Origin of the sequence: Halobacillus dabanensis (assembly GCF_900114165.1) — a bacterium.
GTDB lineage: Bacteria > Bacillota > Bacilli > Bacillales > Halobacillaceae > Halobacillus > Halobacillus dabanensis.
This window is the reverse complement of record NZ_FOSB01000002.1, coordinates 71,596-93,222: the sequence shown is the minus strand read 5'-3', so window position 1 is coordinate 93,222 and position 21,627 is coordinate 71,596. Positions and strand designations below refer to the sequence as shown.

Here is a 21,627-nt window from a genome sequence, read left to right as displayed (position 1 = left end):
CACTAAAAACGCTGGTTTACTTAAACCAGCGTTTTTTATATGTACGTAGAAATACTTCAATATATTCAGGGGATGGGAGGGGAAACATGGGGAGAAGAGCTTAAGAAGCGAGGTTTTTTCAGAAAACTACTCAAAACAAGATACGAAATCCAGGCATACGTATAGAAGTTTTTTTGGAAAGGGAAGAAGGATAGATGAATGGTTTTATAGAGGGAGAGCGACTGTAAAGGGCAACTTTAACATTATACATAATGGAAATAGGTATGATAAAATATTATACAATGAAAATTAATCGAGATAGGAGTAATTTGAATGTTCGTAGTAGATTCGACTGTGGTCGTCCCCGATCATAAAGCAGACGATTTAATCAATATATACAGAAAACGTTCCCGCCTGGTAGATGAAGCAGAAGGTTTTCTATCGTTCCAGTTACTCCAAAATCATCGAAAACCAGGAGAATTGACTGTACACTTAGAGTGGGAATCGAAAGAAGCATACTTGAACTGGGCACGGAGCGAACAATTCAAAAAAATTCATGAACTGGAAAAGCATTATCCAGATGAAGAGTTACAAGGGATTGTACCAAAAGTATCAAAGTATGAGGTGGTGGCCACGTGATTCAGCCTGAAAAAAGTCGATTAGTTCAAGAAGTGGCTGATGAAATTTACGAAGCTTATCCATTTTTGTGGGAAAAGTTCGGGCAGAATGGAAGAGACCGTACAGAGGAAGATAACTATCATCATTTAGACCACCTTCAGGCTGCTTATGAAATGGATAGTGTTGATTTTTTCATTGACTATACCGATTGGTTGAATACGGTTTTGACTTCAAGAAATGTTTCTACCTCTTTGATCATTGATAACTACGAGCGGCTTATAAGGTTAATCAACCAAATGGATTTGGTTGATGAAAATGAAAAAAGAGTATTCGTCCATTATTTGGAAAATGCGTTGAAGCATTTGCATTCTCTTTTAAAGAGGTGAACAGTTTGGTAATGCAACACGAACATTTGTCCCAATTCTTCCTAGCAGGTGATGAAGAGGGAGCCTTATATTATACAAAACATTTATTGGAAAAACATCCAAGAGCTTATCTTTATGAAGATATCCTTACACCGGCTATGTATTATATAGGAGAATTGTGGGAGCGGAATGAGATTTCGGTAGCGGATGAACATCTTGCAACAGCAATTTGCGATTTCGTCTTGTCAAAGTTGGAAGCTGAAATAAGTAATGTTAGTAGAAAGCATCAGAAAAATTTCAAGGCAATGTTATTTGGTGTGGAAGAAGAACAGCATTATATAGGATTGAAAATGGTTGCGGACACTTTTAAGGAACATGGATGGAGGGTTCGTTATTTAGGCCCAAACCTTCCTATGGAGCATTCTCTGAGGCAGATTGAAAAATATCGTCCTGATGTTATTGGTATATCAGCTGCATTATCTTACCGTTTACCCACAATGAAAATCCTTCTGGAACGTTTTTCTCATTTGGAATGGAAACCACTGATTATGGTAGGTGGTCGTATGGCAACGAAATTCGATTTAAAAGAATTTGAATCAAATCAAGTGATGGTCGTGAAAGATTTAAGTCATTTAAATCAATGGTTCAATGAAGGAAGGGACGAAACAATCAATGAAACGAGTTAACCGTACCTTCCCTTTGCCTTATTTTACAATCAACAAGAATTTCATTATCCAGGCTTATTCTGAAGAAGCTGAGAAAACCTTTGGTAGCACGGAGAATCTTTTGGATATTGTCGATGAAGAGAGTTTACCGAAAATTAGAAAATGGGTAGTCCCTGATGTCCGGAAATTGACACTTGAAATCCATTTAAAGCCATTTGAATCAGAGGGAAATCCTCTCACGTGTGATTTGCATGTGAATTGGCAAAATGATTTGTATGCAGAAGTTCTGATTATCATGAAGGATGCTCAATTGCTGAAGGTTACGAAGACGATGGATCAATTACGGTCGAGGCTGGATGATACAAACTTTGCATTGCTTGAAGAGAAAGAAAAGTTGGAAGAAGCAATTCAACATGGAAATCGTCTTTCTGCTCCATTCATTAACCTCACCTGCGATACAGCGCTTGTTCCCTTGTTCGGGCAAATTACAGTAGAAAAAATGTACGCGGTAGAAGAGGAGTTATTACAATCTTCACAGGATGATGAAATTGACCGTATTCTTTTCGATTTTACGGCAGTAGGCGAAATGGACCCAGAAGGCACCAGAGTATTAAAGGATATTATGAGTTCCCTCTTTTATATGGGAGTAAGTGTAGTTGTCGTTGGGCTTCAACCGAAACAAGTGAAAAATTTCCACGTATTGCAATTCCCATCACAAATCAGCTTCTTAAATTCTTTGCAACAAGCGATACAAAAATATTGCACCACTTGATTTTAAAAAAGTGCTCCTATTCTGGGGTATTTTTTTATGCCCAGGAAAATATTAAATTCCATGATTGTGTTAGTTTAATCGCTTTTTGTGGAATAGAGATATATAACACTTTTTCAATATCAAAGAGAGAAAGGTGGAGAAATATATGGAAATGACCTTAGAAGTAAATGGAATGACTTGCGATCATTGTGAAAAATCCGTAAAAGATGCACTTAATAAATTGGAAGGTGTTCACGGAGTGGAAGTTCAACTGGATAGTGGTAAAGTAAACATCGCTTATGATGAAGCTTACGTAAGCAAGTCTATGATGAAAGAGACAATCGAAGCCCAGGGGTATGAGCCTGTGGGATAATAGGAAAGAGCCCAACTGATGTTGGGCTCCTTTTAAATTACTCCAGCTTCTTTTGCTCTCGTAGCCTTAAGCCAATCTTCTTCGTAGCAAGAATGTCACAAACGAGTGTTGTATTAAACAAATCGGGGGTCTTGTGCTTTAGTGATTATTGCACGGTGTATGGAAGTTGTGATTTATATCCTGTAAATTGTTGATATGCTTGATCGATCTTTTGCTTGTCTTCTGATTCAAGAGAGTACCACCCATTCTTGAACATTAAATTGTATAAGTTACGCTGGCAATCTTGTGTTTCTTTAAAAATGGTAGCCAAATCTTGATAAATGTTCTGGTTACTTGCTTCATTCAAAGCAATATTATAAGAAGATGTCATATATTTCTCGGTGGTCAATTGATCATTAATAAAGTCCCTCTCGTTCATTTGAGGGGTTTTAGGAACGGTGGTTTCAGGGTTTTGAATCTTTTGTGGCTGATTCATGCTCTACCTCCTTAATTGGTTGTTTTGGATTGTGTATCCAGGTGTTTAAGTAGTTTATTGTAATGACGTTGATGCATTTGACCTGCTTCCTCTAAAGCAGCCTGAATCTCAGGGGTTTGGCAATTTTGAGCAAAAAAATGGGCTTTTTTACAAGCATTCAAATTCCAGGACAGCATATCAGAAAGATAAAGCTGGTCTTTTGTACTTACAATGTTAGGTACCTGAGACATAGGTGCTTCCTGCATTTGTGATTGATTTTGTTGTTGCATCTCGTTCCCTCCTTTTCATTATTCCTTTTTATTATGACCGTACGTAGCATTTCTATAAAAATAATCAAAAGATAAGAGAAAAGATAAAAATCCTGTCGAAGAGCGCATAAATTCCGCCCCATTTTTGCAAGAAAATGATAAAATAGTAGTGTGTTAACGGTTGCAAAAATCAGAATATTGAAGGGAATAGGATTGAATTTAGGGGGAGGGCTTGTATCATGGAACGCGTACTTAGGAACTTTTTCCTTTTCTTATCCAAAAATCGTTTCTTTACGAAGTTAGCCAAAAAATACGGTCTCCGTTTTGGAGCTGGTAAATTCGTAGCAGGTGAAACCATACCGGATGCCGTAAAAACCATCAAAGAGTTGAATGAAAAAGGAATGGCGGTTACTATAGATCATCTTGGTGAATTTATTGATAGTGAGTCTGAAGCCCGGGAAGCTGCCGAGGGATGTATAAAAGCAATAGAAGCAATAGCAGAGCACCAGTTGGATTCCCAACTATCGTTAAAATTGACTTCTATGGGGCTCGACATTTCTGAAGCACTCGTATTGGAAAATATGCGGCGAATACTTGATGTTGCAGAAGATAAAGATGTATTCGTGACAATTGATATGGAAGATTTCGAAAGGTGCGAAAAAACACTAGAGATCTTTAAAAAGTTGAGAGAAGAGTATGAGCATATTGGAACAGTGTTACAGTCCTATCTGTATAGAACAGTGGATGACATTGAAGAGCTCAACCGATATAATCCTAACTTACGCCTTGTAAAAGGGGCCTATAAAGAATCTCCGAAAGTGGCTTTCCCTGATAAAAAAGATGTAGATAATAACTTGAAAAAAATCATTAAAATCCATTTGCAAAATGGGAATTATACCGCAGTTGCCAGTCATGATGACAAAATGATTGAATACACCAAACAACTCGTCGAGCACCATGGTATTTCTAAAGATCTTTTTGAATTTCAGATGCTTTATGGCATTAGGGTGGAACGGCAAGAAGAATTAGTCGAAGAAGGTTACAAAATGCGTGTATATGTTCCTTATGGAAATGACTGGTACGGTTACTTTATGCGTCGTCTGGCTGAGAGACCTGCGAATGTAGCCTTTGTTCTGAAGGGGATATTCGGCAAATGATAAGGATGCCCGCCATTAGTGCGGGTATCATACGGAAATAAAGTCTCACATTTTAAATTTGAAAACATAAAGTTAGGAAAAGGGGATTACGTTAATCGGCGACAGATGTTTAGGAGAATTTTTACAGAATTATGGAGAAAAGGATTGCGAAATGTCTGAAAATATTTTATATTAAACATAGATACGAATTAGCCGTACTTATTTTTTTGGCTGTAAAATGAATGAGTATTCATTCAAACGAGATAGGGGGAAATATAATGAATCATAAAATCAAGCGGGCAGCCGTTCTCGGATCCGGGGTAATGGGCGCAGGAATTGCAGCCCACTTAGCTAATGTAGGTATCCCTACAATAATGTTGGATATTGTTCCAAGAGAATTGACAGATGCTGAGTCCAAAAGGGGGCTGACACTGCAAGACTCTACGGTAAGAAATCGGATTGCAGCAGAAAGTAAAAAGTCACTATTAAAACAAAAGCCTTCCCCATTAACAAGTAAGAAAAATCTTGATCTGATCGAGATCGGGAACTTTTCTGATGATATGGAACGCTTATCAGAGGTCGACTGGGTGATTGAAGTCGTTGTAGAAAATTTGGATATTAAAAAGAAAGTGTTAGCGGATGTCGATCGCAATAGAAAGAAAGGGGCAATTGTAAGCTCGAACACATCCGGGATTTCCATTGAAGCAATGTCGGAAGATTGTAGTGAAGACTTTAAAAAGCATTTTCTAGGTACTCACTTTTTTAATCCACCACGTTACTTAAAGCTTCTAGAGGTTATTCCGACAAAACAAACAAGCCCTGAAGTTCTTCAATTTGTGAAAAAGTTTGGAGAAGATGTACTTGGTAAAGGAGTCGTAGAAGCAAAAGATACACCTAATTTCATTGCTAATAGAATCGGAACTTATGGACTGCTGGTGACTGTACAGCAAATGCTCGAAAAAGGCTACTCTGTAGGCGAAGTTGATTCTGTTACAGGGCCTATGATTGGCCGACCGAAGAGCGCGACTTTCCGTACACTAGATGTTGTTGGATTAGATACGTTCATCCATGTAGCAAACAATGTTTATGATCAAGTGGAAGGAGAAGAGAAAAAAGCTTTTGAAACGCCACCTTTTATGAAATCTATGCTTGAAAAAGGTTGGTTAGGATCGAAGAGCGGCCAAGGATTCTTTCTGAAAAAGAAAGGAGAGAAAGGAAGCGAGATTCTGCAGCTTAACCCGGAAACACTGGAATATGAAAAGCGAAGCAAACTAAAGACAAAAGCGACCGAAATCGCTAAGCAAGAAAAAGGTCCGAAGCGCAAGCTGAAAGCTCTTGTCGAAGCAGAGGGAGACCGTGCTGGTGATCTGGTTTGGTCTGTTGTAAAGCCTGTTATTATCTATTCTGCTGAACTTCATGGGGAAATTGCAGATGATGTTCCTTCTATTGATGAAGCGATGAAGTGGGGATTCGGGTGGGAACTAGGACCATTTGAAATGTGGGATAGTATCGGGTTATCTGCTTCCGTCGAACGGATGAAGAAAGAAGGAGAAACCGTTCCTGCGTGGATTGATACAATGCTTGAAAACGGGAATGATTCCTTTTATAAGAAAGAAAATGGAAACGTTTACTTCTATCATGAAGGTGAATACAAGCAAAAATCCTTTAATTCAAAAAATATCAATCTGAAGCTGTTGAAAGAGCAGAAAGATGTGATTAAGAAGAATGCAGGAGCCAGTCTGATTGACTTAGGTGATGGGGTAGCGGGACTGGAATTCCACTCTCAAAGTAATGCGATCGGTTTAGATATTATCCAGATGATCAATTTTGCTATCGACCATGTAGATGAAAATTTCAAAGGCTTAGTCATTGGAAATCAGGCCAAGAACTTCTGTGTTGGTGCAAACCTCGGCATGATTTTGATGGAAGCTCAAGATTATAACTTTTTCGAAATTGAAATGGTCGTTAAAAATTTTCAAGATAGCATGATGAAGATGAAATACTCCGATAAGCCAGTAGTTGCAGCTCCTTTCGGCATGACGCTTGGTGGTGGAGCGGAAGTATGCTTGCCGGCAGATGTAATCCAAGCTTCTCAAGAAACATATATGGGCTTAGTCGAAGCAGGTGTAGGGCTGATTCCTGGAGGTGGAGGCAACAAAGAACTTTATATGAAGCATTTGAGGAATATTCCTCAAGGTATAGATATCGACCTCCAGAAAGTGGCCAACAGTGTCTTTGAGAAAATCGCTATGGCTAAGGTTTCAACATCAGGAGCGGAAGCAAAAGAGAATGGTTTCCTGGATGAAAAGGATGCCATCAGTGTTAATGGCGACCACTTACTTCATGATGCGAAACAAAAAGTGCTTGGATTAGCAAGAGCGGGGTATCAAGCACCACAGCGGACGAAACTTCCTGTGGTAGGAGAACAAGGTTACGCTACGATGGTCCTTGGTGCTAAGTCACTGGCACTTAGCGGGTATGCAAGTGAGCATGATTTGAAGATTGCAGAAAAGCTTGCTTTCGTGTTGGCTGGCGGACGTTTGAAGCAAGGAACCCTCGTAGATGAACAGTACTTGTTAGATTTAGAGAGGGAAGCATTCCTTAGTCTTGTTGGTGAACCGAAGTCACAAGCACGTATGCAGCACATGCTTATGAAAGGTAAACCACTACGTAACTAATAATTGAAGGGGGAAGAATCGTGAAAGAAGCAGTTATCGTATCAGGCGCTAGAACACCGGTCGGACGTGCAAAAAAAGGGTCGCTCGCACATACCCGTCCCGATGATCTAGCGGCTCTGACAATAAAAGAAACGTTAAAAAGGGCAAATCATTATGAAGGGGATATCGATGACGTCATCATCGGATGTGCAATGCCGGAAGCGGAACAAGGCATGAACATGGCTAGAAATATTGCTGGTCTTGCAGGCCTTCACCATAAAGTACCAGCAATCACAATCAATCGTTATTGTTCTTCCGGACTTCAAAGTATTGCTTATGCAGCCGAAAAAATCATGTTAGGTCACAGTGATGCTGCCATTGCTGGAGGAGCAGAATCTATGAGTCTCATTCCAATGGGTGGTCATGTTATTAAACCGAACATCCAGTTGGTGGAAAATGCGCCAGAATATTATATGTCGATGGGACATACAGCAGAAGAAGTTGCTAATCGCTTTGAAATATCACGAGAAGATCAAGATGCTTTCGCAGCCCAAAGTCACGAACGTGCAGAAAAGGCAATCAAGGAAGGGAAATTCAATGATGAAATTGTCCCAGTCGAAGTAACACATCGTGAACTAGGAGAAGACAATAAAGTCATGGAAAAACAGCTGACATTTTCCATGGATGAAGGTGTCCGTCCTGGGACAACAACGGGGGTTCTAAGTAGTCTAAGACCAGCGTTTTCTACAACTGGATCGGTTACAGCGGGTAACTCCTCCCAGATGAGTGATGGAGCAGCTTCTGTCTTAGTGATGGAACGTGAAAAAGCAGAAGAAGAAGGACTTACGCCTCTCGTCAAATTCCGTTCGTTTGCTGTCGCAGGAGTAGAACCTGAGGTGATGGGTGTAGGACCGATTGAAGCTGTACCGAAAGCTCTACGTATGGCTGGTTTGTCTTTATCTGATATCGGACTTTTTGAGTTGAATGAAGCATTTGCCTCTCAGTCTTTGCGAGTTATTCGTGAACTAGGCTTAGATCCAGAAAAAGTCAATGTAAACGGGGGAGCCATCGCACTTGGACACCCACTTGGATGTACAGGAACGAAGCTGACCCTGAGTTTGATACATGAAATGAAACGGAGAAATGAACAGTTTGGTGTTGTCACTATGTGTATTGGCGGCGGAATGGGAGCTGCAGGAGTTTTTGAGTTAATTTAATCGAATGAAACGGGGAGGAACATAAGATGAGCGATTTGAGAGAGATGATTAAGGGTGGAGGATTCATTGTAGAAGATTTAGGAGCAGAAGATGTCATCACTCCGGAGGATTTTACGGATGAACACTTAATGATTGCGAAAACAGCTGAAGATTTTGTATTAGGTGAAGTAGTTCCCAAGATAGAAAACCTAGAAAATCATGAATTTGAACACTCTGTAGCTTTACTGAAACAAGCTGGTGAATTAGGACTTTTAGGTGCTGATGTTCCGGAAGAGTATGGTGGGCTTCAATTAGATAAAATTAGCTCATCCCTAATTACCGAGAAGTTCTCTCGGGCGGGTGGTTTTTCCGTTACTCATGGAGCACATGTAGGAATCGGTTCACTACCAATCGTATTTTTCGGAAATGATGAACAGAAGAGCAAGTACCTTCCACTTTTATCTACGGGTGAAAAAATTGCGGCATACGCACTGACAGAGCCTGGATCCGGTTCAGATGCACTTGGTGCAAAAACAACAGCAAAGCTTAATGATGAAGGAACCCATTATATATTGAATGGTGAAAAACAGTGGATAACGAACTCTGCGTTTGCTAATGTATTCGTCGTATACGCTAAGATCGACGGTGATAAATTCACAGCTTTCATCATTGAACGTGATTACCCAGGTGTTTCTACGGGACCAGAAGAGAAAAAGATGGGGATAAAGAGTTCTTCTACTCGTACTCTGATTCTAGAAGATGCGGAAGTTCCTGTAGAGAATGTGCTCGGAGAAATCGGTCGGGGACATGTGATCGCTTTTAATATTTTGAATGTAGGTCGTTATAAGCTTGCGATTGGGGGCGTGGGTGGATCCAAACGTGCAATCGAACTATCTGTCAAATATGCCAAGGAAAGAAAACAATTTAAAACACCAATCGCTAGTTTCCCATTGATTCAAGAAAAAATCGGGTCTGTAGCTGCAAATACGTACGCTAATGAAAGTTCCGTCTACCGCACTGTAGGTCTCTTTGAACAAAGTATGGGGAAACTGTCAGATGAAGAATTGAAAGATGGTACTGCCGTAGCAAAAGTTATCGCTGAATATGCGATCGAATGTTCCTTGAACAAAGTATTCGGAACAGAGTTGCTGGACTTTGCTGTCGATGAAGCTGTCCAAATTCATGGTGGTTACGGATTTATGGCTGAGTATGAAGTAGAAAGAATGTACCGGGATTCCCGGATCAACCGGATTTTTGAAGGCACGAATGAAATTAACCGTATGATCGTTCCAGGCACCTTGCTGAAAAAAGCGATGAAAGGTGAACTGCCGTTATTACAAAAGGCGGAAGCACTTCAAGAGGAAATCATGATGATGATGCCGGAAGAACCTGGTATCGAGGTACTTGAACAAGAGAAGTATCTCCTCAAAAATGCCAAGAAAATTGGCTTGCTTGCGGCAGGTCTTGCTGCACAGAAGTATGGTGAAAAGCTTGAAAATGAACAAGAGTTACTCGTTAACATCGCTGATATGGTTGGTGAAATATACAATATGGAATCAGCTGTACTACGTACTGAAAAGGCAATCAACAAGACTGGAGAAGAGAAGAATAAACAAAAACTTCTTTATACTCAGGTGTATGTTCAAGAAGCATTCAACCGTATAGAAGGGCACGCAAAAGAAACCTTGATTGCAGCAGAATCAGGTGATTCACTTCGTATGATGCTCGGAGCCTTACGTAAATTGACGCGTCATACCCCTACAAATGTTATTCCTAAGAAGCGGGAAATTGCAAAAGCTTTAATTGACGCAGAGAAATATACTGTATAATTCCTTAAGAATAAATGTGACACAGGGCCTGCATCTTCCAAATAGCGAAGGTGCAGGCCTTCGTTATCCCTAATCCTTCCTATTCAACTAAATGGCAGTATTTTTGTAGACTTAATTCCGAGACTTTAGTTGTGAATAAGGGTCGGAGGGGGATAAGTCGCTTTCCCAGGGGAAAACGGCAAGCCTCCTCGGTCTATGTGGCCTCCGGGTCTCGCCAGTCTATCCTTTCCCGCAGAAGTCTCCTTATCCCCCACCTCCCCTTGCCGTAAGAGTTACTCAAAATCGCCCAACAACAACCCTGCCATAAGTAGAGGGAGAATAGCATCTCAAGCCTGTGACCGCACTTTCATTGAAATCATGCTCCTTTTCCTTGAAGTTGGTTTCGAGTCACTTATATGGAAAGGGGCGGAGGGAAACGGTGAGACTCCTATTTTGAAAGCGGAAGTGCCTTGACCAGCGGCGTATGGACTGGACATTCAAATGTGGAGGTGTCTTGTTCAGACTCGATAAGCTTAAGAACAATCATTACAGGGAGTGTTCTTCTTCCTGAAATGACTAGTAAAGAAGTTCGGTTAAGTTCGCAACCTCCTGTTGCAACACCGAACGCCCCCGCTTCCTGTGAGGCCTAAGACCTCGAGAGGCTAGACAACGGAACTAGCCTAGAGCTGGAGGAGGTAAAGGAAATACGAAGAGCGAAGCGATTCGATGTTGACTTATCGTACAGAAGCTAGGGAAATCTCACTAGCCGCTAGGCACTAAAGCTGGATAGCACTCGGACGGTTTATGGTCTCCAACTGAAAATAAAGACTCCAATGGTTTAGGAACTGGGATCTGCGGGACAGATGAGACCCCCGCAGAGCTTTAGCTCGAGGAGGCTCAGCGCCCGCCCCACGGAAAGTGTTCAAATGTGGAATCGCCCTGGGAGACACGACTGGCATAAGCAGAACATCAACGGAATGGGCTTTTTCATTCCTTTGATGTTCTGCTTATGACGCGAGTGTCTGGGCGATGGAACTGGAGGAACCTTCTCCCGCAGCACCTAAACTCCCACTAAAGTCTCGAAACTGAGTCTTCAAGAATAGGGAGCTATAGTGTGTTAGAGTGAGGTGTGGGTAATTACATTTTATAGACAATCATAGAAATGAATGAAATATTTGGCTTCATTATGATAAAATATAAAACAATAAGGTGGAAGGAGGAGGAATATATGTCTTTAACCTTCTATTGGTACCCGAACTGTGGGACATGTAAAAAGGCGAAAAAATGGTTGGATGAAAAAGGGCTGGAGTACAAATCAATACATATCGTGAACGATCCCCCTTCTGAAGATCAGTTGAAGGATTTAATTGCTTCCAGTGATAAACCAGCAAAAAAATTCTTCAATACGAGTGGGAAGAAGTATAGAGAGTTGAATATGAAGGAAAAGCTAAAAGAAGCAAATGAAACGGAAATGATTCAATGGCTAGCCTCAGACGGAATGCTCATTAAGCGGCCTTTGTTGACAGACGGCACGACAACAACGGTCGGTTTCAAAGAAGAGGAATATGAGAAGGTCTGGGTTTCCTGAGCAGAACATTGGAAATAAAAGCTATGAGCTTTTATGTTTAGATTGCTGTTAAACTATAACTACTATTGTGGAGGTTTTTTAGATGAGCTTACCAAAAGACTTGCGTTACTCGGAAGAACATGAATGGGTTAAAAATGAGGGAGAGAAAGTAAGAGTTGGAATTACTGACTTTGCTCAATCTGAATTAGGTGACATTGTATTCGTAGAGTTACCAGAAGTTGGGGATGAAATAGAAGCAGATGAGCCATTTGGTAGCGTAGAATCTGTTAAAACGGTATCTGAGCTTTATGCTCCGCTGAGCGGAAAAGTAGTAGAAGTAAACGAAGAACTGGAAGATAGCCCAGAATTCGTGAACGAGTCTCCTTATGATAAAGCGTGGATGGTCGTTGTAGAACCTAGTGATAATGCTCAGGTGGATAACTTGATGAGTCCTGAAGAATATGAAGCAATGATAAACGAAGACTGAGTGATAATGTTTTAGAACTATTGTACAGGCAGGGCTACACAGGGTTCCTTGTCTGACATGATCACGTTTGATCTTAATCATGTTCAGGCCATGCCTCAAGGGGTATGGTCTGTTTCTATATAGTAGGTGATGAAGGTGGATGGAGAACGCATTGTCATAGTTGAAGGTATCACAGATAAGAAAAAGTTAGTCAAGGTATTAGACGAGGAGATAGAAATCATATGTACTTATGGGACACTGGGTCTTGAGCGGATGGAAGAAATGATTTTTGACCATAATCTGGATGATAGAACGGTGTATATCCTCGTAGATGAAGATGATTCAGGCTACAAAATTCGAAAACAACTGACCGAAGAGTTACCTCATGCAGAGCATATATACATTGATAAAGCTTTCAGAGAAGTGGCTGCAACACCTGAGCCTGAACTGGCAAGAGCATTACTCAGCAGGCATTTTATTGTAAAGTCGATCTATTTAATTTAGGAGGATTCTCGTGCAAGAGATAGAAGTGTCTGAGGTAGAAAGAACTTTACGGTCACAAGATACTGTTCTCTCTTTTATTCATAGTCCTTTTTGTGGTACATGTCATTTAGCTAGGCGAATGCTTCAGACATTGGAAGCTGTTGTTGAACAGGAAGTTTTCCTGGAGTGGAATGCTTCTCTTCATCCTTCCCTTATGGAAAGGTACCAGATTAAAAGTGTTCCGTGTCTTCTTGTGACAAAACAAGGAATAGTGGAGAAAAAGATCTATGCTTTTCATTCTGTTTCTCACATGTATGAAGAGTTAGGGAACTTTGTAAAATAAACAAAAAATTTCCTGGGTAATGACGAAAAAACTGTAAGTAATAGTTAGATTTACGTGTATTATATTTATAAACATGAGGGATTATCTCCCCCATGTTTTTTTAATTTTTGCTAAATGAGTTCTCCGAGTTTTTTCACTATTTCTAGAAAGGGAGCCTGATCACCGAATTGGGCGTGGATATTTCCTTCTTTGTCGATAATGATTGTGGAAGGAACACCATCACATTCATACAAATCATAGATGGTGCGATTATAGTCAGCAAGTGTGGGTTGGGTTAAAAATTCTTTTGTATAGCGAATCGCTTCTTCTTTGGATCGTTCTCGTCCGGTAACATTCACAGTCATCATAACAACCTTCTCATGATCCATCGTCTGATATAATTGCTCTTTTTTTGGTAAGTCTTTTCCACAATCCGGGCACCATGAAGCCCAAAAAGTGAGAACGATTACTTTCCCTAGATCTTGTTGTAATTGATAGGTGTTAGAGTTGTTGATATAAGGCAATTCGAAAAGTGGGGCTTGTTTATGCAACGTAATTCTCCTTTTAATTTTGGTGGAATTTATCAATTGACGCTTTTGACACCCTCATGCTAACATATCCATTAAATTCATATCGACATCTTCACTTATCCAGAGAGGCGGAGGGACTGGCCCTGTGATGCCCAGCAACCGGCAGATTATTTGTACGGTGCTAATTCCTGCGGAGTCTAAGACTTTGATAGATGAGAAGCGTTGAAACGGCAATCTCTTCTATTTTATTGAAGGGATTTTTTAATTTTGAATTTTTTCCAAACTAGTAGAGGGATCTAGAAAACAGAAGATATTCCTTTTTCAGAACACTCGCATTTATTAGTTGACATAAAATTAGGGCGGTGCTAAAATTCTCTTTGTGCTACTGAAGTGAATTAAAGTAATAATAATTTAACATAATAAAATCTCTTATCCAGAGAGGCGGAGGGACTGGCCCTGTGATGCCCGGCAACCGGCAAGTGAAATGCTTGATAAGGTGCCAATTCCTGCAAAGTTCGAACTTTGGCAGATGAGAGAACAGGTCAAAGGTAACGTGAAACGCCATTCTGTTCTCTTAACAGAGTGGCGTTTTTTGAATTGGAGGGAAATGCAGCATGATTACAATCAAAGGATTATCGAAGATTTTCCAGACCAAAGATCAGGAAGTCCGAGCAGTAGACGATCTAAGTCTGGATATCAATAAAGGTGAGATTTATGGAGTAATTGGTTATAGTGGGGCGGGTAAAAGTACATTCATTCGTCTTCTTAACCGTTTGGAAGACCCTACAGAAGGTAGTATCAGGATCGATGATCAGGACTTCACTTCTTTAAGCAAGGGAAAGCTAAGACTCGCGAGGCAGGAAATCGGCATGATTTTTCAGCATTTTAATTTACTTTGGTCTCGAACGGTCCATGACAATATCGCTTTTCCTCTGGAAATTGCGGGGGTACCAAAAGCAGAACGACGAAAACGGGTCGACGATTTAATTGAACTTGTTGGTCTAAAGGGGCGGGGAGGTTCCTATCCTTCTCAGTTGAGTGGTGGACAAAAGCAGAGAGTAGGAATCGCAAGAGCGCTTGCTAATAATCCAAAAGTATTACTGTGTGATGAAGCTACCTCAGCTTTAGACCCTGAAACCACGGATTCTATTTTAGACCTGCTTGTAGATATTAATGAAAAACTAGGGTTGACTATCGTATTAATCACCCATGAAATGCATGTGATCCGCAAAATTTGCCATCAAGTTGCAGTCATGGAGCAAGGGAAGATTGTAGAGCAAGGAGATGTACTGGACGTCTTTCTCCATCCCCAAAGGCAAGTAACCAAGAAATTCGTCGACCAAGTGATGGGAGATCCTGAGAAAGAGACATCAATGAAACTCATTAAGGACAATTATCAAGCAGGTGAAATCATCCGTTTACACTTTGTGGGGGAGAGTACAAATCAAGCGTTGATTAGTGAGATTTCACGAAAATTCACCCTTGATGTCAATATCCTTCATGGGAAAATAACCCAAACTCAAAAAGGGGCATACGGTACAATGTATGTCCAATTTGAAGGAGAACAGGATGAAATAGAGCGGGCAATCCAGTATATTCGATCCACATCAGTAGAAGTGGAGGTGAACCCTAATGCTTAATCAATGGTTTCCTAATGTGAGCATGGAGGATATGGTTACAGCTACAAATGAAACGTTGTACATGACGTTGATTTCCGTAGCGGGCACATTCATTATTGGTCTTCTCTTGGGTTTGCTTCTGTTTTTATCCGGCCCGGGAGGACTTTGGCAAAGTAAAATTTTGAACATGATTACTGCATCTTTAGTCAATGTGTTCCGTGCCATTCCATTCATTATATTAATTTTGTTATTATTCCCGTTTACTGATTTCTTAATGGGAACAATTCGTGGGCCTAATGCTGCGTTACCTGCGCTAATCATTGGCGGAGCACCTTTTTACGCTCGTTTAGTTGAGATTGCTTTGAAGGAAGTAGATAAAGGGGTTGTGGAAGCGGCGAAATCGATGGGGTCCAAATATTCCACGATTGTTTTCAAAGTATTACTTCCAGAATCCATGCCTGCTCTTATCTCAGGCATTACAGTAACGGCCATCGCTTTGATTGGGTATACTGCTGTTGCAGGTGCGATTGGAGCTGGTGGTTTAGGTGACTTTGCTTATTTTTATGGATTCCAGCGTAGTAATTGGGATGTAGTGTTTATGTGCACCATACTCATAATTATCATTGTGTTTATTTTCCAATTCATCGGAGATTTAGTAACCCGTAAATTGGATAAAAGATAAAAATATAGTTTTAAGGGAGAGGTTATCAAATGAAAAAAATATGGACAGGCGCACTTGCCTTATTATTTGTCCTTGTACTTGCTGCATGTGGTTCATCTGAAAATGATACTTCAGGTTCTGAAGAAGAGGGCGGTGAAGAAAGCTCTGAAATTAAAGTGGGTGCAACTAGCGTACCTCACGCCGAAGTTTTGGAGGAAGCAAAGCCACTTCTTGAGGAAGAAGGTATTACACTAACGATTGAGGAGTATCAAGACTACATTTTACCTAACAAAGATTTGTCTGAAGGTCGAATAGATGCAAACTATTTCCAAACCATTCCTTATTTAGAAGTACAAGAAGAAGAGAATGGATATGATTTTGTAAACCTTGGTGGTATTCATATTGAACCGATCGGTGTTTACTCTCAAAAATATGATAATCTTGAGGATATTGAAGAAGGTACGACACTTGTTATGAGCCGTTCTGTTTCTACTCATGGCCGTGTTCTTTCCTTATTAGAAAAAGAAGGATTGATTACCTTGGATGAGAGTGTTGAAAAAGTAGAAGCCACAGTAGATGATATCGTTGAAAACCCTAAAAACATCGAATTTGATACAGGTGTTGATGCTGCAGGTCTTCCAGAAGTTTATAAGCGTGAAGAAAATGTACTTGTAGCTATTAATACGAATTATGCTATTGAAGCAGGCCTTGTACCAAAAGAGGATGCAATTATTCTTGAGGGTACTAATTCCCCTTATGTGAATGTAGTAGCAGCTCAAAGTAAAGATGAAGATAATGAGGCACTCAACAAGCTGGTGGAGGTCCTGCGTTCTGAAGAAATTCAAAACTTTATTAAAGAAGAATACGATGGTGCTGTAGTACCAGTATCCGGGGAATCTGAATAAAGGATAAAAAGAGTGACTGTGGTTTATACTAACTGCAGTCACTTATTTTTATTGGGAGGTTCGAGAGATGCATGAGCAAAATATGACATGGACGCAGAATTATTTGCATGATTTTAAAGAAGGAATGGGAGCTTTTACTGAACACATGCCAGAAGTGGCTCACAAATTCAATGAGTTTACGGAGGAATGTTTTAAAGCGGGGGAAATTTCAGAGAAAGATAAGCAATTGATGGCTCTTGGAATCAGTATTGTTGCACAAGATGAATATTGCATGATTTATCATACAAAGGGTTGTGTAGACCAAGGAGCAACAGAAAAAGAAATCCTGGAAGCTTGTGGAGTAGCGACAGCTTTTGGGGGAGGAGCCGCTCTAAGTCAGGCAGTCACCCTTGTCCAAGATGCATATACCGATCTAACAACAAACATCAACTGATTGAATTGTTTGAAAATTAAAGAAAAAGAGATGTATTCTACATGTGTAATTGATACAAACGCTTACATTAGAATGGATGGACCATGATAACTACATTTGATGCATTAAGGGATTTTTTCTGGAGGGAAACCTGTGGTATCCTAAATTGTGAAAATAATCTGAAAGGGTTGATTTGTTATTAGTGACCATCTGGATTTGAATTATACTGCTGATATGGAGAAAGCCATGCACCAAGCGCATAATATGAGTTATGCGGAATACAGCAGAAAGTTGGATACACGATTAAAAGTAGAGGAAAAACGCCAACGTGAATTCGAACAGAGTCAGAAGATGATTGCCCAGGTTGACCGTCAATTGCATAGATAACATTTTTACTTATTATAAAATCAGGTGCCTTTAGCCACCTGATTTTTTCATGTTATAATAGTGTTGAAAAATGTTGGAAGCTGTAAATCATCTATGCAAAAAACCTTCCTTACTGCTTGGTGGGAAAAAGTTGATAACAAATACTAAATGATATAAGATTGTAATGAGAATAAATTGAGAATAGTTCTTTGATTCAGTTCAACTAGGACATTCGATAATAATAGATACTGGAGGTATACATTATGGCAGGATCAACTCTAGAAATTAAAGATCTTCACGTAGAAATAGAAGGTCAAGAAATCCTTAAAGGTGTAAATTTAACTATTAACGGTGGTGAATTCCACGCTGTTATGGGACCGAACGGAACAGGTAAATCTACTTTGGCTTCCGCAATTATGGGTCACCCTAAATATGAAGTTACCAAAGGGGAAGTTTTGCTTGACGGTGAAAACGTACTGGAAATGGAAGTGGACGAGCGTGCACAAGCAGGACTGTTCCTTGCTATGCAATACCCTAGTGAAATCAGTGGGGTAACGAACTCCGATTTCTTGCGTTCTTCTATTAATGCACACCGTGAAGAGGGCGATGAAATTTCATTGATGAAATTCATCAAAGACATGGATGCTAAAATGGATACCCTTGATATGGATAAGAACATGGCACAGCGTTATTTAAATGAAGGTTTCTCCGGCGGTGAAAAGAAACGTAATGAAATTCTTCAACTTATGATGATTGAACCAGCGATTGCAATTCTTGATGAAATTGATTCTGGTCTTGATATCGACGCACTGAAAGTAGTGGCACAAGGAATCAACGAAATGCGTAATGATTCTTTCGGTTGCCTGATCATCACTCACTACCAACGTCTATTGAACTACATCACTCCTGATAAAGTACACGTTATGATGCAAGGTCGTGTTGTTAAATCCGGTGGTCCTGAACTTTCTCAGCGTCTTGAAGCAGAAGGGTACGACTGGATCAAGCAAGAGCTAGGCATCGAAGACGAAACCGTTAACGCGTAATTCAGATAGGAGGGTAATCATGACAGTAGAAGTCTCACTACCATATGACAAAGAATATGTCACACAATTCTCTCAAGGCCTTCAAGAGCCTGAATGGATGAAAAACCTTCGTCTTAATGCCTTGGAGAAATCGGAATCTCTTTCACTTCCGAAACCAGATAAAACGAATATTTCCAAATGGAACTTTACGGAATTCGATCATCATGTAAAAAGTGATCGTATCGATTCTTTAGATGAGCTCCCTTTAGAAATCAAAGATTTTTTAGATGAAGAAAAAGACCAACCAAACCTAGTCATTCAACGTAATCATACAGTTGCGTATGCGACTATCGATCAGCAGTTGAAAGATCTGGGTGTCATTTTTACTGATATCGCTACTGCTCTTCGTGACCATAGTGATTTAGTAGAGAAATATTATATGAATGATGCAGTTCATGTGGACGAGCACCGCTTGACAGCACTTCATGCAGCACTTATGAACGGTGGGATTTTCCTATACATTCCTAAAGATGTTCAAATTGAAGATCCTATGCAAGCGATTTTCTGGCAGGAGGATTCAAAAGCTTCTTTAATTAATCATATCCTTGTAGTAGCTGAAGAAAACAGTTCTGTCACTTATGTAGAGAATTATATTTCTCACAACAAAGAGGAAAAAACTTCTGCGAATATCGTTACAGAAGTTATTGCAAAAGATGGTGCGAAAGTGTCCTTTGGTGCCGTGGATAACTTTGATGCAGGTACAACCGTGTATACCAACCGCCGTGGAGTTGCCTACCGGGATGCTGTCATTGAATGGGCACTTGGCCAGATGAATGAAGGAGATACAGTCTCTGAAAACATTACACACTTAATTGGTGATAACTCTCACTCCAACGCTAAGACGGTTGCCATCGGCCGTGGAAAACAAAAGCAGAACTTCACAGCAAACATTACTCATTTCGGTAAAGGTTCTGACGGTTATATCCTCCAACATGGGGTGATGAAGGATAAAGCATCAGCCATCTTTAATGGTATTGGAAAGATTGAACATGGAGCGAGTAAGTCAAATGCAGAGCAAGAGTCACGTGTTCTCATGTTAAGCAGTGATGCGCGTGGAGATGCGAACCCGATTCTACTCATCGATGAGGATGACGTTACAGCTGGCCATGCTGCTTCTGTTGGTCGTGTAGATCCAATTCAACTATACTATTTGATGAGCCGTGGGATTTCCAGGTTTGAAGCAGAGCGTTTAATTATCCATGGTTTCTTAGCGCCAGTGGTCAACCAGTTACCTGTTGAAGCTGTTAAACGTCAGTTAAGGCAAGTGATTGAAAGGAAAGTATATTAATGGATGTAAAAGCAATACGCGAAGCATTTCCCGTTCTGCATCAGGAAGTAAATGGACACCCGCTCGTGTATTTAGATTCATCGGCTACTTCACAGAAACCCATCAAAGTAATCGAAAAGCTTGATGAATATTACCGTGGCTATAATTCGAATGTTCATAGAGGTGTTCACACTCTCGGAACAAGAGCCACTGACGAATACGAAGGTGCCAGGGAAAAGGTGAGACGTTTCATCAATGCTTCAAGCACGGAGGAAGTAATTTTCACTCGAGGTACAACCACAGCCATAAATACTGTAGCGGTAAGCTACGGACGTGCTAACTTGAGTGAAGGAGATGAAGTAATCATTACTCCGATGGAACACCATAGTAATATCATTCCTTGGCAACAGATTGTAAAAGAAACTGGAGCTAATCTTAAATATATTCCGCTCCAACCAGATGGGACCATCCGTATAGAGGACGTAAAAGAAACCATCACGCCAAAAACGAAAATTGTTGCTGTGATGCATGTTTCTAACGTACTTGGAACCATCAACCCTGTAAAAGAAATAGCACGCGTAGCACATGAACAGGGAGCGGTCATGCTTGTCGATGGAGCACAAAGTGTTCCTCATATGAGCATTGATGTTCAAGATTTGGATGCCGATTTCTATGCATTTTCCGGTCATAAGATGTGTGGTCCCACAGGCGTCGGCGTTCTTTATGGGAAGAAGTCTCTTCTTGATAAAATGGAGCCAGTCGAGTTTGGCGGTGAAATGATTGACTTTGTTAACCTTTATGATTCAACATGGAAAGAACTGCCGTGGAAATTCGAAGGTGGGACACCGATCATTGCCGGTGCTGTAGGACTAGGTGCAGCAATCGACTTTCTTACTAATATCGGGCTGGATGAAATAAGGGATCATGAAGAAAAATTAGCTGCTTACGCAATTCAGGAAATGAGCAAACTGGATGGTATGAAAATATACGGTCCAGACCAGCGTGCTGGGTTGGTAACCTTTAATTTAGCTGATGTTCATCCGCATGATTTAGCTACTGTATTGGATGCAGAAGGAATCGCTGTCCGTGCTGGTCATCATTGTGCCCAGCCTCTAATGCGCTGGTTGGACGTATCCGCTACAGCTAGAGCAAGCTTTTATCTTTATAATACCGAGGAAGATATTGATCGACTTGTTGCAGGATTACAAACAACAAAGGAGTATTTTGGCGATGTCTTTTAATAATTTAGATACGCTATATCGTCAAGTCATCATGGACCATTATAAAAATCCGCGTAATCGCGGATCCATTGAAGGGAACCCTATGACGGTGGATATGAATAATCCAACGTGTGGGGACCGCATTCAACTTCAGTTGTTAATTGAAGATGGTCATGTCAAAGAAGCTAAGTTCGATGGCGAAGGTTGTTCCATCAGCCTCTCATCCGCTTCCATGATGACGCAGGCTATCAAAGGGAAGCCCGTTGACGAAGCATTGAAAATGTCTGAGCTCTTTTCTGAAATCATGCAAGGCAAGGACGTTGATGAAGGAGATATCGACTTGGGAGATATTGAAGCCCTCCAGGGGGTTTCAAAGTTCCCGGCTCGTATCAAATGTGCGACACTAGCCTGGAAAGCGATGGAAAAGGGTGTCGATGAAGAGAAGCAAGACTAAGC

Annotated in this window: 25 protein-coding genes and 2 riboswitches; of the genes, 22 read left to right on the top strand and 3 right to left on the bottom strand. The window is 40.6% G+C overall.

Annotated features, from left to right (window positions below; all coding sequences use genetic code 11):
* Positions 1-312 precede the first annotated feature (312 nt).
* From BMZ58_RS03645 to copZ, 5 genes are all read left to right on the top strand, one after another.
* A complete protein-coding gene (locus BMZ58_RS03645) occupies positions 313-618 on the top strand; it encodes an antibiotic biosynthesis monooxygenase family protein (RefSeq protein WP_075035210.1) in 306 nt (101 codons plus the stop codon).
* Complete coding sequence (locus BMZ58_RS03640) at positions 615-983, top strand: hypothetical protein (protein WP_244151487.1); 369 nt, start codon at positions 615-617, stop codon at positions 981-983. The genes BMZ58_RS03645 and BMZ58_RS03640 overlap by 4 nt, the downstream gene beginning before the upstream one ends.
* 11 nt (positions 984-994) lie before the next feature.
* Entirely contained in the window at positions 995-1,648 is a 654-nt protein-coding gene (locus tag BMZ58_RS03635; protein WP_244151486.1) for a cobalamin B12-binding domain-containing protein, read from the top strand.
* Complete coding sequence (locus tag BMZ58_RS03630; RefSeq protein WP_075035208.1) at positions 1,635-2,399, top strand: STAS domain-containing protein; 765 nt, start codon at positions 1,635-1,637, stop codon at positions 2,397-2,399. The genes BMZ58_RS03635 and BMZ58_RS03630 overlap by 14 nt, the downstream gene beginning before the upstream one ends.
* A gap of 145 nt (positions 2,400-2,544) precedes the next feature.
* On the top strand, positions 2,545-2,751 hold the full coding sequence (gene copZ, locus BMZ58_RS03625; RefSeq protein ID WP_075035207.1) for a copper chaperone CopZ: 207 nt from the start codon (positions 2,545-2,547) through the stop codon (positions 2,749-2,751).
* A 145-nt stretch (positions 2,752-2,896) separates the two neighbouring features.
* Here the strand turns inward: copZ and BMZ58_RS03620 are convergent, their stop codons facing one another.
* Both BMZ58_RS03620 and BMZ58_RS03615 read right to left on the bottom strand, forming a co-directional pair.
* Positions 2,897-3,226, bottom strand: a complete 330-nt coding sequence (locus tag BMZ58_RS03620) for a spore coat protein (protein ID WP_075035206.1) — start codon at positions 3,224-3,226, stop codon at positions 2,897-2,899.
* An 11-nt stretch (positions 3,227-3,237) separates the two neighbouring features.
* Complete coding sequence (locus BMZ58_RS03615) at positions 3,238-3,495, bottom strand: hypothetical protein (protein ID WP_075035205.1); 258 nt, start codon at positions 3,493-3,495, stop codon at positions 3,238-3,240.
* 218 nt (positions 3,496-3,713) lie between these two features.
* On the opposite strand from BMZ58_RS03615, the gene BMZ58_RS03610 reads away from it, so the two are divergent.
* From BMZ58_RS03610 to BMZ58_RS03575, 8 genes are all read left to right on the top strand, one after another.
* On the top strand, positions 3,714-4,631 hold the full coding sequence (locus BMZ58_RS03610; RefSeq protein ID WP_075035204.1) for a proline dehydrogenase family protein: 918 nt from the start codon (positions 3,714-3,716) through the stop codon (positions 4,629-4,631).
* 257 nt (positions 4,632-4,888) lie between these two features.
* Complete coding sequence (locus BMZ58_RS03605; RefSeq protein WP_075035203.1) at positions 4,889-7,288, top strand: 3-hydroxyacyl-CoA dehydrogenase/enoyl-CoA hydratase family protein; 2,400 nt, start codon at positions 4,889-4,891, stop codon at positions 7,286-7,288.
* 20 nt (positions 7,289-7,308) lie between these two features.
* Positions 7,309-8,484: an acetyl-CoA C-acetyltransferase gene (locus tag BMZ58_RS03600; protein ID WP_075035202.1), complete on the top strand. Its 1,176-nt coding sequence runs from the start codon at positions 7,309-7,311 to the stop codon at positions 8,482-8,484.
* 26 nt (positions 8,485-8,510) lie between these two features.
* Positions 8,511-10,292, top strand: coding sequence for an acyl-CoA dehydrogenase family protein (locus BMZ58_RS03595; RefSeq protein ID WP_075035201.1), 1,782 nt, complete (start codon positions 8,511-8,513; stop codon positions 10,290-10,292).
* Between the two features lie 1,207 nt (positions 10,293-11,499).
* Positions 11,500-11,859, top strand: a complete 360-nt coding sequence (locus BMZ58_RS03590; RefSeq protein ID WP_075035200.1) for an arsenate reductase family protein — start codon at positions 11,500-11,502, stop codon at positions 11,857-11,859.
* Positions 11,860-11,941: 82 nt separating this feature from the next.
* Positions 11,942-12,325: a glycine cleavage system protein GcvH gene (gene gcvH, locus BMZ58_RS03585; protein WP_075035199.1), complete on the top strand. Its 384-nt coding sequence runs from the start codon at positions 11,942-11,944 to the stop codon at positions 12,323-12,325.
* Positions 12,326-12,460: 135 nt separating this feature from the next.
* Positions 12,461-12,808 carry a toprim domain-containing protein gene (locus tag BMZ58_RS03580; protein WP_075035615.1) on the top strand — a complete coding sequence of 116 codons (348 nt, stop codon included), beginning with the start codon at positions 12,461-12,463 and terminating at the stop codon, positions 12,806-12,808.
* Between the two features lie 10 nt (positions 12,809-12,818).
* The gene (locus tag BMZ58_RS03575; protein ID WP_075035198.1) at positions 12,819-13,130 is read left to right on the top strand and encodes a thioredoxin family protein; all 312 of its coding nucleotides are present in this window, start codon (positions 12,819-12,821) and stop codon (positions 13,128-13,130) included.
* A 110-nt stretch (positions 13,131-13,240) separates the two neighbouring features.
* Here the strand turns inward: BMZ58_RS03575 and BMZ58_RS03570 are convergent, their stop codons facing one another.
* Positions 13,241-13,660 carry a TlpA family protein disulfide reductase gene (locus tag BMZ58_RS03570; protein WP_075035197.1) on the bottom strand — a complete coding sequence of 140 codons (420 nt, stop codon included), beginning with the start codon at positions 13,658-13,660 and terminating at the stop codon, positions 13,241-13,243.
* A 92-nt stretch (positions 13,661-13,752) separates the two neighbouring features.
* Positions 13,753-13,858, top strand: a riboswitch (SAM riboswitch).
* Between the two features lie 207 nt (positions 13,859-14,065).
* A riboswitch (SAM riboswitch) is annotated at positions 14,066-14,175 on the top strand.
* A gap of 78 nt (positions 14,176-14,253) precedes the next feature.
* Between BMZ58_RS03570 and BMZ58_RS03565 the strand changes: the two genes are divergently transcribed.
* The 9 genes from BMZ58_RS03565 to sufU all read left to right on the top strand — a co-directional run bounded on the left by BMZ58_RS03565 (position 14,254) and on the right by sufU (position 21,625).
* On the top strand, positions 14,254-15,279 hold the full coding sequence (locus tag BMZ58_RS03565) for a methionine ABC transporter ATP-binding protein (RefSeq protein ID WP_075035196.1): 1,026 nt from the start codon (positions 14,254-14,256) through the stop codon (positions 15,277-15,279).
* Positions 15,272-15,940, top strand: coding sequence for a methionine ABC transporter permease (locus tag BMZ58_RS03560; protein WP_075035195.1), 669 nt, complete (start codon positions 15,272-15,274; stop codon positions 15,938-15,940). Before BMZ58_RS03565 ends, BMZ58_RS03560 begins: the two co-directional genes overlap by 8 nt.
* A gap of 29 nt (positions 15,941-15,969) precedes the next feature.
* A complete protein-coding gene (locus BMZ58_RS03555; protein WP_075035194.1) occupies positions 15,970-16,824 on the top strand; it encodes a MetQ/NlpA family ABC transporter substrate-binding protein in 855 nt (284 codons plus the stop codon).
* Positions 16,825-16,891: 67 nt separating this feature from the next.
* Positions 16,892-17,257: a carboxymuconolactone decarboxylase family protein gene (locus BMZ58_RS03550; RefSeq protein WP_075035193.1), complete on the top strand. Its 366-nt coding sequence runs from the start codon at positions 16,892-16,894 to the stop codon at positions 17,255-17,257.
* Between the two features lie 195 nt (positions 17,258-17,452).
* Positions 17,453-17,623 carry a YuzK family famiily protein gene (locus BMZ58_RS20975; protein WP_167360017.1) on the top strand — a complete coding sequence of 57 codons (171 nt, stop codon included), beginning with the start codon at positions 17,453-17,455 and terminating at the stop codon, positions 17,621-17,623.
* Positions 17,624-17,865: 242 nt separating this feature from the next.
* Complete coding sequence (gene sufC, locus BMZ58_RS03545; protein WP_075035192.1) at positions 17,866-18,645, top strand: Fe-S cluster assembly ATPase SufC; 780 nt, start codon at positions 17,866-17,868, stop codon at positions 18,643-18,645.
* A 19-nt stretch (positions 18,646-18,664) separates the two neighbouring features.
* Complete coding sequence (gene sufD / locus BMZ58_RS03540; RefSeq protein WP_075035191.1) at positions 18,665-19,972, top strand: Fe-S cluster assembly protein SufD; 1,308 nt, start codon at positions 18,665-18,667, stop codon at positions 19,970-19,972.
* Positions 19,972-21,192, top strand: coding sequence for a cysteine desulfurase (locus BMZ58_RS03535; RefSeq protein WP_075035190.1), 1,221 nt, complete (start codon positions 19,972-19,974; stop codon positions 21,190-21,192). The genes sufD and BMZ58_RS03535 overlap by 1 nt, the downstream gene beginning before the upstream one ends.
* On the top strand, positions 21,182-21,625 hold the full coding sequence (gene sufU / locus BMZ58_RS03530) for a Fe-S cluster assembly sulfur transfer protein SufU (protein WP_075035189.1): 444 nt from the start codon (positions 21,182-21,184) through the stop codon (positions 21,623-21,625). The genes BMZ58_RS03535 and sufU overlap by 11 nt, the downstream gene beginning before the upstream one ends.
* Positions 21,626-21,627: the final 2 nt, after the last annotated feature.

Coding starts and splice junctions, on each gene's coding strand:
- BMZ58_RS03645 (WP_075035210.1), top strand. CDS start 313: ATGTTCGTAGTAGATTCGACTGTGGTCGTCCCCGATCATAAAGCAGAC.
- BMZ58_RS03635 (WP_244151486.1), top strand. CDS start 995: ATGCAACACGAACATTTGTCCCAATTCTTCCTAGCAGGTGATGAAGAG.
- BMZ58_RS03630 (WP_075035208.1), top strand. CDS start 1,635: ATGAAACGAGTTAACCGTACCTTCCCTTTGCCTTATTTTACAATCAAC.
- copZ (WP_075035207.1), top strand. CDS start 2,545: ATGGAAATGACCTTAGAAGTAAATGGAATGACTTGCGATCATTGTGAA.
- BMZ58_RS03620 (WP_075035206.1), bottom strand. CDS start 3,226: ATGAATCAGCCACAAAAGATTCAAAACCCTGAAACCACCGTTCCTAAA.
- BMZ58_RS03615 (WP_075035205.1), bottom strand. CDS start 3,495: ATGCAACAACAAAATCAATCACAAATGCAGGAAGCACCTATGTCTCAG.
- BMZ58_RS03610 (WP_075035204.1), top strand. CDS start 3,714: ATGGAACGCGTACTTAGGAACTTTTTCCTTTTCTTATCCAAAAATCGT.
- BMZ58_RS03605 (WP_075035203.1), top strand. CDS start 4,889: ATGAATCATAAAATCAAGCGGGCAGCCGTTCTCGGATCCGGGGTAATG.
- BMZ58_RS03595 (WP_075035201.1), top strand. CDS start 8,511: ATGAGCGATTTGAGAGAGATGATTAAGGGTGGAGGATTCATTGTAGAA.
- BMZ58_RS03590 (WP_075035200.1), top strand. CDS start 11,500: ATGTCTTTAACCTTCTATTGGTACCCGAACTGTGGGACATGTAAAAAG.
- gcvH (WP_075035199.1), top strand. CDS start 11,942: ATGAGCTTACCAAAAGACTTGCGTTACTCGGAAGAACATGAATGGGTT.
- BMZ58_RS03565 (WP_075035196.1), top strand. CDS start 14,254: ATGATTACAATCAAAGGATTATCGAAGATTTTCCAGACCAAAGATCAG.
- BMZ58_RS03560 (WP_075035195.1), top strand. CDS start 15,272: ATGCTTAATCAATGGTTTCCTAATGTGAGCATGGAGGATATGGTTACA.
- BMZ58_RS03555 (WP_075035194.1), top strand. CDS start 15,970: ATGAAAAAAATATGGACAGGCGCACTTGCCTTATTATTTGTCCTTGTA.
- BMZ58_RS03550 (WP_075035193.1), top strand. CDS start 16,892: ATGCATGAGCAAAATATGACATGGACGCAGAATTATTTGCATGATTTT.
- sufC (WP_075035192.1), top strand. CDS start 17,866: ATGGCAGGATCAACTCTAGAAATTAAAGATCTTCACGTAGAAATAGAA.
- sufD (WP_075035191.1), top strand. CDS start 18,665: ATGACAGTAGAAGTCTCACTACCATATGACAAAGAATATGTCACACAA.
- BMZ58_RS03535 (WP_075035190.1), top strand. CDS start 19,972: ATGGATGTAAAAGCAATACGCGAAGCATTTCCCGTTCTGCATCAGGAA.
- sufU (WP_075035189.1), top strand. CDS start 21,182: ATGTCTTTTAATAATTTAGATACGCTATATCGTCAAGTCATCATGGAC.